This is a genomic window from Parasphingomonas zepuensis (genome assembly GCF_036663735.1).
Taxonomy (GTDB): Bacteria; Pseudomonadota; Alphaproteobacteria; order Sphingomonadales; family Sphingomonadaceae; genus Sphingomonas.
This window is the reverse complement of the sequence record NZ_JAXOJO010000003.1, coordinates 37,580-51,567: the sequence shown is the minus strand read 5'-3', so window position 1 is coordinate 51,567 and position 13,988 is coordinate 37,580. Positions and strand designations below refer to the sequence as shown.

The 13,988-nt window shown below is 64.1% G+C and carries 12 protein-coding genes; 4 read left to right on the top strand and 8 right to left on the bottom strand.

Annotated features, from left to right (window positions below):
* Positions 1 to 39: 39 nt before the first annotated feature.
* Complete coding sequence (gene rimO, locus U1769_RS11595; protein WP_332715918.1) at positions 40 to 1,368, bottom strand: 30S ribosomal protein S12 methylthiotransferase RimO; 1,329 nt, start codon at positions 1,366 to 1,368, stop codon at positions 40 to 42.
* On the opposite strand from rimO, the gene U1769_RS11590 reads away from it, so the two are divergent.
* The 4 genes from U1769_RS11590 to U1769_RS11575 all read left to right on the top strand — a co-directional run bounded on the left by U1769_RS11590 (position 1,367) and on the right by U1769_RS11575 (position 5,306).
* A complete protein-coding gene (locus tag U1769_RS11590; protein ID WP_332715916.1) occupies positions 1,367 to 1,783 on the top strand; it encodes a GIY-YIG nuclease family protein in 417 nt (138 codons plus the stop codon). The two genes, rimO and U1769_RS11590, sit on opposite strands and share 2 nt — an antisense overlap.
* Positions 1,780 to 2,370, top strand: a complete 591-nt coding sequence (locus U1769_RS11585) for a DOMON-like domain-containing protein (RefSeq protein WP_332715914.1) — start codon at positions 1,780 to 1,782, stop codon at positions 2,368 to 2,370. Before U1769_RS11590 ends, U1769_RS11585 begins: the two co-directional genes overlap by 4 nt.
* Complete coding sequence (locus U1769_RS11580) at positions 2,367 to 3,563, top strand: exo-beta-N-acetylmuramidase NamZ family protein (RefSeq protein WP_332715912.1); 1,197 nt, start codon at positions 2,367 to 2,369, stop codon at positions 3,561 to 3,563. The genes U1769_RS11585 and U1769_RS11580 overlap by 4 nt, the downstream gene beginning before the upstream one ends.
* Before the next feature lie 117 nt (positions 3,564 to 3,680).
* Positions 3,681 to 5,306 carry a hypothetical protein gene (locus tag U1769_RS11575; protein WP_332715909.1) on the top strand — a complete coding sequence of 542 codons (1,626 nt, stop codon included), beginning with the start codon at positions 3,681 to 3,683 and terminating at the stop codon, positions 5,304 to 5,306.
* 6 nt (positions 5,307 to 5,312) lie between these two features.
* Here the strand turns inward: U1769_RS11575 and U1769_RS11570 are convergent, their stop codons facing one another.
* The 7 genes from U1769_RS11570 to U1769_RS11540 form a co-directional block, all read right to left on the bottom strand.
* Complete coding sequence (locus tag U1769_RS11570; RefSeq protein WP_332715907.1) at positions 5,313 to 6,491, bottom strand: vWA domain-containing protein; 1,179 nt, start codon at positions 6,489 to 6,491, stop codon at positions 5,313 to 5,315.
* Between the two features lie 16 nt (positions 6,492 to 6,507).
* Positions 6,508 to 7,632: a hypothetical protein gene (locus U1769_RS11565; RefSeq protein ID WP_332715905.1), complete on the bottom strand. Its 1,125-nt coding sequence runs from the start codon at positions 7,630 to 7,632 to the stop codon at positions 6,508 to 6,510.
* A 96-nt stretch (positions 7,633 to 7,728) separates the two neighbouring features.
* Entirely contained in the window at positions 7,729 to 8,583 is an 855-nt protein-coding gene (locus tag U1769_RS11560; RefSeq protein WP_332715903.1) for an AAA family ATPase, read from the bottom strand.
* A gap of 96 nt (positions 8,584 to 8,679) precedes the next feature.
* Positions 8,680 to 9,345, bottom strand: coding sequence for a DUF6975 family protein (locus tag U1769_RS11555; protein WP_332715901.1), 666 nt, complete (start codon positions 9,343 to 9,345; stop codon positions 8,680 to 8,682).
* Between the two features lie 264 nt (positions 9,346 to 9,609).
* Positions 9,610 to 11,637, bottom strand: coding sequence for an RNA polymerase sigma factor RpoD (gene rpoD / locus U1769_RS11550; RefSeq protein ID WP_332715899.1), 2,028 nt, complete (start codon positions 11,635 to 11,637; stop codon positions 9,610 to 9,612).
* The gene (gene dnaG / locus U1769_RS11545; RefSeq protein WP_332715897.1) at positions 11,637 to 13,511 is read right to left on the bottom strand and encodes a DNA primase; all 1,875 of its coding nucleotides are present in this window, start codon (positions 13,509 to 13,511) and stop codon (positions 11,637 to 11,639) included. Before dnaG ends, rpoD begins: the two co-directional genes overlap by 1 nt.
* Positions 13,508 to 13,936 (bottom strand): endonuclease domain-containing protein, encoded by a 429-nt coding sequence (locus U1769_RS11540; protein ID WP_332715894.1) that lies wholly within the window; start codon positions 13,934 to 13,936, stop codon positions 13,508 to 13,510. The genes dnaG and U1769_RS11540 overlap by 4 nt, the downstream gene beginning before the upstream one ends.
* Positions 13,937 to 13,988: the final 52 nt, after the last annotated feature.

Sequence of the window (13,988 nt, the reverse complement as noted above, 5' to 3'; positions counted from 1 at the left end):
GGGAGGCAGCGCCGACCGGCACTGCCTCCCCCTTTTGCGTTATGCGACAGGCACGCCGAACAGGTCGTGTTCGTCGGCGTCTTCGATCTCGACCCGGACGATATCGCCCTGGGCGAGGTGGCCCGCGTCGCGCAGATGGACTTCGCCGTCGATCTCCGGCGCATCGGCCTTGGAACGGCCGGTCGCGCCGTCTCCCTCGACGGCGTCGATGATCACGTCGAGCGTACGGCCGATCTTGGCCTCGAGCTTTTCCGCCGAGATGCGCGCGGTCAGCTCCATCAGGCGGGCGTAGCGCTCTTCCTTGACTTCCTCATGGACCGGATCGGGCAAGTGATTGGCCGCAGCACCCTCGACCGGCTCGAAGCGGAAAGCGCCGACGCGGTCGAGCTGGGCTTCTTCGAGCCAGTCCATCAGATATTTGAAATCGTCCTCGGTCTCGCCGGGGAAGCCCACCACGAAGGTCGAACGGATCGCGATGTCCGGCTCGATCAGGCGCCAGTTCTTGATGCGCTCCAGCACCTTGGCCTCGTTGGCCGGGCGGCGCATCGCCTTCAGCACCGCGCGCGAGGCGTGCTGGAACGGGATGTCGAGATAGGGGAGGATCAGCCCCTCGGCCATCAGCGGGATGACCTGATCGACATGTGGGTAGGGGTAGACATAGTGCAGCCGCACCCAGGCGCCGAGCTTGCCCAGTTCGCGCGACAGATCGGTCATGTGCGCGCGGACTTCCGCGCCGTGCCACATGCGCGGCTGGTGGCGGATGTCCACGCCGTACGCCGAGGTGTCCTGGCTGATGACCAGCAATTCCTTCGTGCCGGCCTCGATCAGCTTCTCCGCCTCGCGCAGGATCGCGTCGGGGCGGCGGCTGACGAGATCGCCGCGCAGGCTCGGGATGATGCAGAAGGCGCAGCGGTGGTTGCAGCCCTCCGAGATCTTCAGATAGCTGTAATGGCGCGGCGTGAGCTTGAGCCCGCTTTCGGGCACCAGGTTGAGGAAAGCGCTGGGCGGCATCGGCGCCGCTTCGTGGACCGCGCCGACCACTTCTTCATATTGATGCGCACCGGTAACGGCGAGCACGTTCGGGAAGCGCGCGCGGATCGTTTCCGCTTCCTTGCCCATACAGCCGGTGACGATGACCCGGCCATTCTCGGCGATTGCCTCGCCGATCGCCTCAAGGCTCTCTTCCTTGGCGGAATCGAGGAAACCGCAGGTGTTGACGAGCACGACGTCAGCACCGGCATAGTCGGGCGACATCGCATAACCGTCCGAACGAAGCTTGGTCAGGATGCGTTCGCTATCGACCAGATTCTTCGGACAGCCGAGCGAAACCATGCCGATTTTCGGCGGGGTGGGGAGGATCGTTGCCATGGGGAACGCGCCACATAGGCGCATTGCGCGGGATTTTCCAGTCGTTGCCTTCGAGCACGCGTTCGGCAACCTTTTACCTTCCCCGGCGAAGGCCGGGGTCCAGTGGGGGGACGCTTATATGGATGAGCAGGCCCATGTCTACATCATGGTGAACCGGCGTAACGGAACGATCTATATCGGTTCGACGAACGACCTTCTGCGAAGGGCATGGGAACATCGCAATGGCGTAGTCGAGGGTTTCACCAAGAAATATGATTGCCGGTTGCTCGTCTGGTACGAAATACACAGGAATGTGGAATCGGCACGGGTGCGGGAATTTAGAATGAAGGACTGGAAAAGGGCGTGGAAGGTCCGGGAGATCGAAGGCCTGAATCCCGATTGGGACGATCTTTACGACCGGATCGCCCAACCATGACCGCCATCCCGACTGGACCCCGGCTTTCGCCGGGGAAGGTAGAGAGGGTGATGCTTGTACCCCATCCCGATTTCCCAAGCCGGGCGATCAGGTCGATTTCGGTCGATATCGACCGGGACGAAGATCGAGGATTGCAGCTCGCGTATCGCGTAACGGGTGCCATTCAGGAGGTGTCGTGGCCCATCGCCAAAACGTCGCAGCCATCTGAACCGACCGATGGTCTTTGGGAGCACAGCGTTTTTGAAGCGTTCATTACGCGCCCGGGTGATCGAAATTATTTCGAACTAAATTATACCACATCGTTGAGGTGGGCTCTCTACAGGTTTGACGACTATCGTGCCGGGATGATATCGATCGACACGCCTCCGGACGCGACGATAGAATTTGGCCCCGCCAGTCTCGACGTGCGGATATGGGATTTGCCTCGTTTCAGACCGTCCGATGAACTCGAACTCAACCTAACTGCCATCATCGAAGCGAAGGACGGCACAAAATCCTATTGGGCACTCGCCCATGCGCCGGGGCCGCCGGATTTCCACAACCGGGATTGCTTTACCGCACGGCTCGCGGCACCCATCCATCCATGAAATTCGGTATCGATCGCCTGCTCGCCGACCCCGCCCTGCGCGCGCCGCTCCAGGGCAAGCGTATTGCGTTGCTCGCGCATCCCGCCTCGGTCACCGCCGATCTGACTCATTCGCTCGACGCGCTGGTGGCGAGCGGGCTGAACGTGACGGCGGTGTTCGGTCCACAGCACGGCGTGCGTGGCGACCTGCAGGATAACATGATGGAGTCGCCCGACTTCACGGAGCCGACCTACGGTATTCCGGTGTTCAGCCTGTACGGCGAAGTGCGGCGGCCGACCGGCCAGTCTATGGGCACATTCGACGTGCTGCTGTTCGATCTGCAGGACTTGGGCTGCCGCATCTACACCTTCGTCACGACCCTGCTTTATGTGCTCGAGGCGGCGGCCGAGCATGGCAAGGCCGTCATCGTGCTCGACCGGCCCAACCCCGCCGGGCGGCCGGTTGAAGGGCTGACCCTGCTGCCGGGCTGGGAGAGCTTCGTCGGTGCCGGGCCGATGCCGATGCGACACGGGCTGACGCTGGGCGAGTTGGGCCACTGGTTCATCGCGGAGAACCGCCTCGATGTCGATTACAGCGTCGTCGCGATGGAAGGCTGGGCGCCCGAGAGCGCGCCGGGCTTCGGCTGGCCGGAGGACCGGATCTGGATCAACCCGAGCCCCAACGCGCCCAACCTCGCCATGGCACGCGCTTATGCCGGCACGGTGATGCTGGAGGGCACCAATCTGTCGGAAGGGCGGGGCACCACTCGTCCGCTCGAGCTGTTCGGTGCGCCCGACATCGATGCCCGGGCCGTGACGGCGGAGATGCGGCGGCTGGCGCCCGACTGGCTGCGCGGTTGCGCGCTGCGCGATATCTGGTTCCAGCCGACCTTCCACAAGCATGTCGGCAAGCTGTGCAACGGCGTGCATATCCATGCCGAGGGGCCGTTCTACGATCACGGCGCCTTCAAGCCATGGCGGGTCCAGGCGCTCGCGTTCAAGGCGATCCGGCAACTCTATCCCGATTATCGGCTGTGGCGCGATTTCCCGTATGAATATGAATTCGGCAAGCTGGCGATCGACGTGATCAATGGCGGGCCGGGGCTGCGGGAATGGGTCGACGACGCGGCCGCGCTGCCCGGCGATCTGGATGCCGTGACGCTGCCGGATGAAGCCGCCTGGGCTGAGGTGCGGCGGCCCCATCTGCTTTACTGAGCGCGGCGTCCCACCGCCGGCTAGTTGGTGGTCCTGGCCGGCAAGCGGGCCAGCTTGAATAGCGCCATCCTCCAATGGCATGACAGCGCGGGGCTGATCGGTAGCGGGGGGATTCGCATGCGGAAGATGATGGTGCGCGTGATGGCGCTGGGGCTCGGCTGCGTCTCGTCGGGAGCCATCGCCCTGCAACAGGCCGCCCCGCAACCGCCGGCGCCTGCTCCGGAACAGACTGTGCCGGCGGTGCCGCCGCCCGTCTTCGTGCAGGTGCCTGCGCCGCCCTCCAAGGGGAAGCCGCCATCGAATTATCTGCGTTGCGACGGTCTGCCGGACAATATGTCGGCCGGCGAAACCGCGGCCCGGCTGATCTCGCTCAGTCTTGTCGTCGGGCTGCTGGCGCCGCCGCACGAATCTGCGGATATTTCGAAACGCTATGTCGGCGCTGAAGGGGTTACCGCGTGCGACGCGGCGCTGGCGGGAGAATCGGATGAAATGCGCCGTGCCCAGCTGATCCTGGCGCGGGCGATCCATCATATCGAGGCGAAGGAATATGACGCGGCGATCGCCGATACGCGTGAGGTGCGCGCGATGAACGGGCCGGTCGCCTCCTCGGTCGGATTTCGCCAGAGCCTTGCGCTATCCGCCCTGGAACTGGAGGCAGCCGCCCTGTTGCGCCAGCGCAAGCCCGACGCGGCCGAGCAGACGGTGATTGCCATGGCTGGAGAATCGGCCTGGGATCTGGACAATTTCCAGCACGCGCTGCGCTATATCGGTGTGTCGCCGGCGCTGCCCGCGGAAAAGCGCGCTTTTTTCGATGCATATGCCCGATTGCGGACGGACGGAATCGTGGCGCGAGCCGCAGCGAGAAGATGGAATGGCGATTTTGCGGGCGCCGCGCAGGATCTGGAGACATTCAACGCCCTGCTCCTTTCGATGCTTCGGGATGAGGGAGACCGCCGGGCGCCCGCGCTGACCTCCAATATCGCCGTCGATCATGCGCTGGCGGGCCGGATGGACCAGGCGCGCGCGCTTGGTGCGGAAGCGCGCAAGCAGGTCGATGAACTCGCGGCCGGCCCCGAGGGGATGACCCGCAGCACGGAGATCGGCCAGGCGGCCGAGACGCTAGATTTTCTGAGCGTGATCGAAAAGCTGTCGAACGGGCAGGCCGATGCGGCGCGCACGGCGTTCGCGGCGCGCTCGCGCTGGCTTCAGCCCGGCGCGGCGGCAGTCGCGACGCTGACCGAGCGGCTGCGCGCCGGGGCAAAGCCGGAACAGCTGACCGGCGCGCTCGCCATTGAGCCGGAAGCGATCCGCAAGACGTCGTTCGACGTGCGCTATGCCGCGATGACCGAGGGCAAGAACGCCACGGGCCTGCTGTGGGCTGCGATCCGCAATCCGATCACGGCGGGTGCCTATAGCGGGCTCGCTCGCAACACATGGCGGATCGAGAAGTCGAAATATCTGACCACGTCCAAGAATGTCGATCTCCGGGGGTGGGAGGCGATCATCGTCACCAACGGATACGGCGTGCCGGCAGGCGAGGCGCTGCTGCTTCACGCGGCGCTGATCGCGAAGTCCCGGGGCAAGGCTGGCTTCCTGCTCGCGCCCAACCGCAAGCGGCTGGATGTCGCTCTCGTGAAGTTCGGCAATCCGGGCGACGCCGGGCTTCCGGCTGACCTCCTCGTCGATGCCCAGGCGGTGACTGACGCCCTGGCGCCCGTCATTCCCCAACCGCTGACAAAATAAGTGGGCTTAACGCTTCCGCGTCAGTTCCCGCATCGCATCGTCCAGCCCGGCCAGGGTCAGCGGATACATGCGGTCATTCATCAGCTCGCGGATGATGCGGACTGACTGGGAATAGCCCCATTGCTGCTCGGGCACCGGGTTGAGCCAGATCGCGGCGGGATAGGTGGTGGTCAGGCGGTGCATCCACACCGCTCCCGCTTCCTCGTTGAAATGCTCGACCGAGCCGCCCGGATGGGTGATCTCATACGGGCTCATCGAGGCATCGCCGACCAGCACCAGCTTGTAATCATGCCCGTATTTGTGAAGCACATCCCAGAGCGGCGTACGCTCGGTGAAGCGCCGGCGATTGTCCTTCCACACGCCCTCGTACGGGCAATTGTGGAAGTAGAAGAATTCGAGATTCTTGAACTCGGTGGTCGCGGCCGAGAACAATTCCTCGCACAGCTTCACCCATGGATCCATCGAGCCGCCGACATCGAGGAACAGCAGCAGCTTGACCGCATTGTGCCGCTCGGGCCGCATTACGACGTCGAGCCAGCCCTGGCGCGCGGTGCCGTCGATCGTCGCATCGATGTCGAGTTCATCGGCCGCGCCCTCGCGCGCGAACCGGCGCAGGCGGCGAAGCGCGATCTTGATGTTGCGGGTGCCGAGCTCTTTCGTGTTGTCGAGATTCTTGAAATCGCGTTGGTCCCACACCTTCAGCGCGCGCTTGTTCCGGCTCTCGCCGCCGATGCGGACACCCTCGGGGTTATAGCCCGAATTGCCGTACGGGCTGGTGCCGCCGGTCCCGATCCACTTGTTGCCGCCCTGGTGCCGGGCATGCTGCTCCTCGAGCCGCTTCTGCAGCGTCTCCATGATCTCTTCCCAGGAGCCGAGCGACTTGATCGCCGCCATCTCCTCGGGGGTGAGATATTTCTCGGCGACGGCGCGCAGCCATTCCTCGGGTATGTCGGCATTCTGCGACGCGAAGGTCGTCGAAATGCCCTTGAATACCTTCGCGAAGACCTGATCGAACCGGTCGAGCAGTCCCTCGTCCTTCACATACACGGCGCGCGAGAGATAATAGAAATCCTCGGGCGTGCGCTCGATCACCTCGCGGTCGAGCGCCTCGAGCAGGAGCAGATGCTCCTTCATGCTCGCCGGGATGCCGGCCGCGCGGAGCTCGTCGAGGAAGTTCAGGAACATCGCGGCGCCTTCGCGGTCATTTCAGGGTATTCGTATCAATGGTGATGGCCGAGTTGCCATCGGGCGTGAAGGCGGTGCTCGATCGAATCGCGCTGCCGTTCCGGTCGGCGCCACTCAGGATGTCGCCGATCTGCGCCAGCGTCGGCATCCCGTCATAACTGCCGAGAACATCGACTGTACCGATGCCGTATCGCTTGACGACATACCCCTTGCCGAGCAGCAACGCGGGCTCGACCGCAAAGGTGCCGCCCGCGTCGTCGAGCAGGATGAGCGCGATCGGGGCGTCGTCGGCGCTCGTCGGTGAGAGCACATCGAGCTTGCGCTCTCCCGCGTCGACGGTGCCGCGAAGGCACAGGGCCTTTGCCCCGTTCTGTGGAAAGGCGAGTGGCGGCTTGACCTTGGTGACGGTCCCGTCGTTCTTGTCGTCGATGGCGATCGATCCGCCCAGCATGGATGCCAGCAAGGCATTGCCCGATGCCGCCTTGTTGCTCAGCAGCTTGGCACGCTTTTCTTTAGAAGGCGGGCAAGCCGGTCCGAACTTGATCGCTGCTGCCTCCATCGGCTTGTCGTTGCCGTCGAACCGCATGCCGACGAGCAAGGCATCGAGTGCGGCCTCGACATCCGCGTTGCGGGCCACTGGGCCGCTTACGCGAAGCGCGACGATCCAACTGCCTGCCCGGACGAAGCCGGCGGCCGTGGTCAACGGCTTTCCGATCGTCAGTTCGGCCCGATTATAGATTCGCCGCACGCCGGCGTGCGGGATGCCGCCCACGGCGACGATGCTATCGGCGGCAAGCGTGACATTGGGCCCGAATCGCTCCCGGATCGCCCGATCCGTCGCCCATGTCGCCAGGGCGGTATCGGCATAGGCCGGATAGAAGACGTAGATCGTCCCCTTGATCTCATGGTCTTCCGATTCATATTGCGCGACATTGTCGAGGCCCTTGCCTTTGAGCGATGCCTCGCCGGTCTGGGACAACGACAGCGCGCCCGCACGCACCGGAATGCCGATGCCACTTGTGGTCGCCGTGGCAAGAGAGCCGTTGAGCTTCCACGCGCCTGCCCCGGGATCGACCTGAGCCAACGCCGGCTGAGCAAAGACCAATGCAAGCACAGGCAGAAAATCGCGTGCAGCGACCATGTCGATCCTCCTTTGCACCATCATGCCATGTCCGACCGCGGTAACAAGGTCAGCGGAGTCTGGGCGCGGTACCTGAACTTCGTGGTGCTGCGGGGATCATCCCTTGTTCGCCTGGCGCTTCGCCATGAAGGCGAGGCGTTCGAACAGCATCACGTCCTGCTCGTTCTTGAGCAGAGCGCCGTGGAGCGGCGGGATCGCCTTGGTCGGATCGCGGTTCTGCAGCACCTCGAGCGGCATGTCCTCGTGCAGGAGCAGCTTCAGCCAGTCGAGCAGCTCGCTGGTCGACGGCTTCTTCTTGAGGCCCGGCACGTCGCGGACGTCGTAGAAGATGTCCATCGCCTTCGACACCAGGATCTTCTGGATGCCCGGGAAATGCACGTCGACGATCGCCTGCATCGTCTCGCGGTCGGGGAATTTGATGTAATGGAAGAAGCAGCGGCGCAGGAACGCGTCGGGCAGTTCCTTCTCGTTGTTCGAGGTGATGACGACGATCGGGCGTTCGACGGCCCGCACCGTCTCCTTCGTCTCGTAGACATGGAATTCCATGCGATCGAGCTCCTGGAGCAGATCGTTCGGGAATTCGATATCGGCCTTGTCGATTTCGTCGATCAGCAGGACGGGTACTTCGGGGGCGGTGAACGCCTCCCACAATTTCCCGCGGCGGATATAGTTGGAGATGTCATGCACCCGCTCGTCGCCGAGCTGGCCGTCGCGCAGCCGGGCGACCGCATCATATTCGTACAGGCCCTGCTGCGCCTTGGTCGTCGACTTGACGTTCCACTCGATCAGGGGAGCGCCGACCGCCTTGGCGATCTCATAAGCGAGCACGGTCTTGCCGGTGCCGGGTTCGCCCTTGACCAGCAACGGGCGGCGCAAGGTGACGGCGGCGTTGACCGCGACCTTCAGGTCGGCGGTCGCCACATAGCTTTGCGTGCCCTCGAAGCGCTTCATGCCTGCGTCCAATCCCGTTTCGAATATCGGGTTTGGAGATAGAGGGATTATGCGCCGTCGTGCAAGCGCGGGATTGCCGCCCCCGCGCGCGCGGAATTATTGGTGGTTTCGGGCGCCGGCCCGCGCCTCGAGCAGATCCCACAGGCCACGGTGCTGGGCGAGGATCTGCTGCGCGCCGAATGCCATCGCGCGCTCGATCGCGGGTGTTTCCGACAGCGCGGAGACGAGCGAGGCCGTTTCCATGTCGTCCGGCAGGAACGAATCGGGCGGATCGATGCCGAAGCGGACTGCCGCGGCATCGAGCATCGTGCGGACGGCCGCCCAATCGAGGACCAGCGTGATCGCGGCGCCCGTGGCGCAACCCGTCCGGTCCGACTGGGCCAGCATGTCGAGCGCATGGCGCTGACCAGTGATGGCGGCTTCGGATTCTGCCTGGCCCGGCGTTGACGGCAAGGGGCCGGCGAGGGCGGTGAGCCGCGCGAGATAGGCGCGTTCCACCGTGAAGCCATAAGCCGCCGCCTCGAGCCAGTCCTGCGCCGTATCCTGCCGGTTGTGCACGACGGCATGGTCGATCACGCCGGGGTGCCGGCCATGCAGCGCACACAGCGCATGGACCGCATCCGCCAGGTCGCGCTTGGCGGCTAGGGGGGCGGTGAGCGCGCGGGGCAGGGAGTGGGTGGCAGTGCCGTCGACTGAAGCCAGGGTCGCGATCGTCCCCCAGCTGCCGCCGATGCGTTGTCCCAATGCCGAATCGAAAGCCATGACCCTCCGGGGTTCTTTCTGTTCATGTGCCGCTCAATTCGGGCGGGAATTCCTCAATAGCACGTTGGAATAACCGAAGCGCGTAAAGACCTGGTTTAGGAGAGGTTAATCGGGGCCCGACGGGGCGTAGTAACGGGCCGCGACTCGCGATGAATCGTCCCGGCGGCCTCGTTCGGCACGGCAGCCTGTTCGTGGCGCACATACAACTATGGACCCGGGTACTTACCCGGGTCCAATAACTAAAAGTCAAACTGTGCCGGAGACTTACTGGTCGAGAAACGACCGCATCTTGCGCGAGCGGCTCGGGTGCTTGAGCTTGCGCAGCGCCTTCGCCTCGATCTGGCGGATGCGCTCGCGCGTCACCGAGAATTGCTGGCCGACTTCCTCCAGCGTGTGATCGGTGTTCATGCCGATGCCGAAGCGCATGCGCAGCACGCGCTCCTCACGCGGGGTGAGCGATGCAAGGACCCGGGTGACCGTTTCCTTGAGGTTCGCCTGGATCGCCGCATCGACCGGGATGACCGCGTTCTTGTCCTCGATGAAATCGCCGAGATGCGAATCCTCCTCGTCGCCGATCGGCGTTTCGAGAGAGATCGGCTCCTTGGCGATCTTCATCACCTTGCGGACCTTTTCGAGCGGCATCGACAGGCGCTCGGCCATTTCCTCGGGCGTGGGCTCGCGGCCCTGCTCGTGGAGGAACTGGCGGCTGGTCCGCACCAGCTTGTTGATCGTCTCGATCATGTGGACCGGGATGCGGATCGTGCGCGCCTGATCGGCGATCGAGCGCGTGATCGCCTGGCGGATCCACCAGGTGGCATAGGTGCTGAACTTGTAACCGCGGCGATATTCGAACTTATCGACGGCCTTCATCAGGCCGATATTGCCCTCCTGGATGAGATCCAGGAACTGCAGGCCGCGGTTGGTATATTTCTTCGCGATCGAGATCACGAGCCGCAGGTTCGCCTCGACCATTTCCTTCTTGGCGATACGCGCTTCGCGCTCGCCCTTCTGGACCATGTTGACGATCCGGCGGAACTCGCCGAGCGACATGCCGGTCGCCTGGCTGATCTCGGAAATCTCGACGCGGATACGGTCGACCGCATCGCCCTCGGTGGTGACGAAGGCAGTCCATTTCTTGTCGAGCTTGGCGACGCTGGGCAGGAACTGCTCGTCCAGCTCATGGCCTATATAGCGATCGAGGAAATCCTTGCGCGGCACCTTGTGGCGCTCGGCGAGGCGCAGCATCTGCCCGCCCAGCGCGGTCAGGCGCCGGTTGAAGGCATAAAGCTGGTCGACCAGATATTCGATCTTGGCATTGTGGAACTGGACGCTCTCGACTTCGGCGGTCAGCTCTTCGCGCAGCTTGTGATATTTGCGCTCGTCGGCGCTGGTCAGCTCGCCGCCGGCCGACATCGCGTCGAGGCGGGACTGCTGCACCTTGGAGAATTTCTTGTAGAGCGCGGTGATGCTCGCGAAGCGCTCGAGCGCCTGCGGCTTCAGCTGCTCCTCCATCTGGGCGAGGCTGAGGGTATTGTCCTCTTCCTCGTCGTCCGACGGGCGCGGCGTGCGCCGCTCCTGCATCGAATCCTCTTCCTCCTCGGCAGGCGCCTCTTCGGGCTCTTCCTCTTCCTTGAAGGACGGGCCAGCCGTCTTTTCAGAAATCTCGCCCGATGCGTCCTCGTCGTCGGTCAGCGATTCCGGGGCGGGATCCTTGGACAGCATCGCATCGAGATCGAGGATCTCGCGCAGCTGCATCGTGCCCTCGTTCAGCGCGGTCGACCAGTCGATGATCGCGTTGAAGGTGATCGGGCTCTCGCACAGGCCGAGGATCATCGTGTCGCGCCCGGCCTCGATGCGCTTGGCGATGGCGATCTCGCCCTCGCGGCTGAGAAGCTCGACCGCGCCCATCTCGCGCAGGTACATCCGCACCGGATCGTCGGTGCGATCGATGACCTCTTTCTTCTTCACGTCGAGCGCAGGCGCGCTTTCCTCGGACGAATCGACCGATTCGACCTCGTCCTCAGGCTGGTCGGCCTCGTCGCCATCTTCGCCGGCTTCGTCATTCTCGACGATGTTGATGCCCATCTCGTTCAGCGCGGACATCATGTCCTCCAGCTGATCGGACGACATCTGATCCTGAGGCAGCGCCTCATTGATCTGGTCGATGGTGATGTAACCGCGCTTCTTGGCGCGCGCGACCAGCTTCTTGATCGACGCATCGTTCAAGTCGATCAGCGGCGCATCGCTGTTTTCGGTCGTGTCAGCGACGTCCGCCATTTCCGTCTTCGCCATCAATTGCCCTCGGTACTAAAAGCTCTGGCGTCTTCGTTCGCTTGCACCAGATTTGCAAGTCGTGCGTCGAGCGCCTGTTGTTCCTTCACCAGCGAAACCTGCCGTTCGAAGGCCTCATCCGAATAACGCGCCTGGAGCGTCGCCGTTGCGCCTGCCAGTGCGGCATCCACTTCCGGCCGCGCCACGAGGATCGCGATAGCTTCGTCGAGATCCTCACGTGCCCGGGCCGGTTCAGCGCCCTTCTGCGTGAACGAACACGACAACTGGTCGGCCCGTAGCAGATCGCTGGCAATTATATCGAATCCTGATTTCGCCAATATGGTGAGCAAACCCTCGCTATCAAGCGCCTGATCTTCGACGGCGAGATCGACCACTGCCTCGAACAGTCGTCCGAGCGCGCCATCGGCCAGCTTGAGCGAGCCGAGCACCTCCATATGTCGGGCGATTTCGGCCGGGTGCCGGATCAGGCCGGCGAGCACTGCCTTGGCCAGGATCCGGTCGATTCCGCCGGCGCGAACGCCCTTGGCGGCGTCGGAGACGGGCGGGTCGGGCGCTTTCCAGCGCTCGCCGGGTTTGCGCTTCACCGCGGGCTGGAATGCGCGGAACGGCTCGCGGACCTTGGCGTAGAGCGCGTCGAAGCGGCGGCGGAACTCGGCCTGATATTCGACGCTGACATTCTTGTCGGCGATCGATTGGGCGAGTTCGTTGAGGCGCAGCTTCAATCCGGCCTTCTGCTCGGGCGTGTCGAGCGGTTCGGCGGCCAGTTCATACGACCACAGCCGATCGACCAGCGGTGCGGACGCGCGGAGCAGCTCTTCGAACGCTGCCGGTCCCTTGGCGCGGACCAGATCGTCGGGATCGACGCCTTCGGGCAGCGTGATGAACGACAGGCTGCGGCCCGGCGCGAGCATCGGCAGCGCGCGGTGAGCGGCGCGCATGCCAGCCTTCTGCCCGGCCGAATCGCCGTCGAAGCACAGGATCGGCACGTCGCTGAGCCGCCACAGCCGCTCGAGCTGCGCTTCGGTCAGCGCGGTGCCGAGCGGCGCGACCGCTTCGCCGAAGCCGGCCTGGGCGAGGGCAATGACATCCATATAGCCCTCGACCACGATGATCCGGCCAGACTTGCGCGAGGCGGGTGCAGCGCGATCGAGATTGTAGAGGTTGCGGCCCTTGTCGAAGAGCGGAGTCTCGGGCGAATTGAGATATTTCGGCTCGCCCTCACCGATGATCCGCCCGCCGAATGCGATCGTGCGCCCGCGCGGATCGCGGATCGGGATCATCAGCCGTCCGCGGAAGCGGTCATAGGGTTCCTTGCCCTCGACCGAGATCAGCAGGCCGGCCTCGATCAGCATGGCATCGCCGAAATCGCGCAGCGCGGTGCGCAACTTGCCGCGCGAATCGGGGGCGAACCCCAGGCCGAAATCGCGCCGAGCGGCATCCGAAATGCCGCGTTTCTTCAATATGGCCAGCGCTTCGCCGCCATCGAGCCCGCCGAGCTGCGCCGCGAACCAGTCGGCTGCGGCCTGCATCACGTCGTGCAGCCCCTTCGATTGTTCGGCCTTTTCGGCGGCGCGCGGGTCCATCGCCGGCATTTCCATGCCCGCCGCCTGGACCAGCTCCTTCACTGCATCCATGAAGGGCAGTCCGCGCTGATCGGTCATCCAGCGGATCGCGTCGCCATGCGCCCCGCAGCCGAAACAGTGGTAAAAGGCCTTCTCGTCGTTGACGTAGAAGCTGGGCGATTTCTCGTTGTGGAACGGACAGCAGGCGCGAAACTCCCGCCCGGCCTTTTGCAGCTTGGTGGTCCGCCCGATCAGCGCCGACAGCAGCGTGCGCGTGCGGAGCTCGTCGAGGAATTGCGGGGAGAGGCTCATGTGCTATCTTCCGGCGGCGCACTTCTGCTCCCCTCCCGCTTGCGGGAGGGGTTGGGGGTGGGCTCCCGGCCAGCCACACCCGCAGCATTGGCGATAGTCTCCAGCACCCCATCCATGTTCGACGTCAGATCATTGTTCCAGAACCGGATGACTCGATAACCAGCAGCCTCGATCAGCCGTGTCCGCTCCTCGTCATACTGCTCGTTCTCGCCATGCTGGTGACCATCGAGCTCCACGGCCAGCCTGTGCGACCGGCAAACGAAATCGGGAAAGAACCCCGCCACCGGCATCTGACGGCTGAACTTAAGCCCCTGAAGGCGCGAGCCCTTCAAATGCTGCCACAATAGCTTCTCATGAAGTGTTGGCTCGTTGCGAAGATCGCGTGCCCTCTCGGTGGGCCTGCCCAGCCGGAACCGGGCGCCCACCCCTCGGTCCCCTCCCGCAGGCGGGAGGGGAGGCGCAGAGTCATCGTTGTTG

Excerpts from the sequence above, each read along its gene's own strand:
- U1769_RS11575 (WP_332715909.1), top strand. The coding sequence starts at position 3,681 with ATGCGGAAGATGATGGTGCGCGTGATGGCGCTGGGGCTCGGCTGCGTC.
- rpoD (WP_332715899.1), bottom strand. The coding sequence starts at position 11,637 with ATGGCGAAGACGGAAATGGCGGACGTCGCTGACACGACCGAAAACAGC.
- U1769_RS11590 (WP_332715916.1), top strand. The coding sequence starts at position 1,367 with ATGGGGAACGCGCCACATAGGCGCATTGCGCGGGATTTTCCAGTCGTT.
- dnaG (WP_332715897.1), bottom strand. The coding sequence starts at position 13,511 with ATGAGCCTCTCCCCGCAATTCCTCGACGAGCTCCGCACGCGCACGCTG.
- U1769_RS11555 (WP_332715901.1), bottom strand. The coding sequence starts at position 9,345 with ATGGCTTTCGATTCGGCATTGGGACAACGCATCGGCGGCAGCTGGGGG.
- rimO (WP_332715918.1), bottom strand. The coding sequence starts at position 1,368 with ATGGCAACGATCCTCCCCACCCCGCCGAAAATCGGCATGGTTTCGCTC.
- U1769_RS11570 (WP_332715907.1), bottom strand. The coding sequence starts at position 6,491 with ATGTTCCTGAACTTCCTCGACGAGCTCCGCGCGGCCGGCATCCCGGCG.
- U1769_RS11585 (WP_332715914.1), top strand. The coding sequence starts at position 1,780 with ATGACCGCCATCCCGACTGGACCCCGGCTTTCGCCGGGGAAGGTAGAG.
- U1769_RS11560 (WP_332715903.1), bottom strand. The coding sequence starts at position 8,583 with ATGAAGCGCTTCGAGGGCACGCAAAGCTATGTGGCGACCGCCGACCTG.
- U1769_RS11580 (WP_332715912.1), top strand. The coding sequence starts at position 2,367 with ATGAAATTCGGTATCGATCGCCTGCTCGCCGACCCCGCCCTGCGCGCG.
- U1769_RS11565 (WP_332715905.1), bottom strand. The coding sequence starts at position 7,632 with ATGGTCGCTGCACGCGATTTTCTGCCTGTGCTTGCATTGGTCTTTGCT.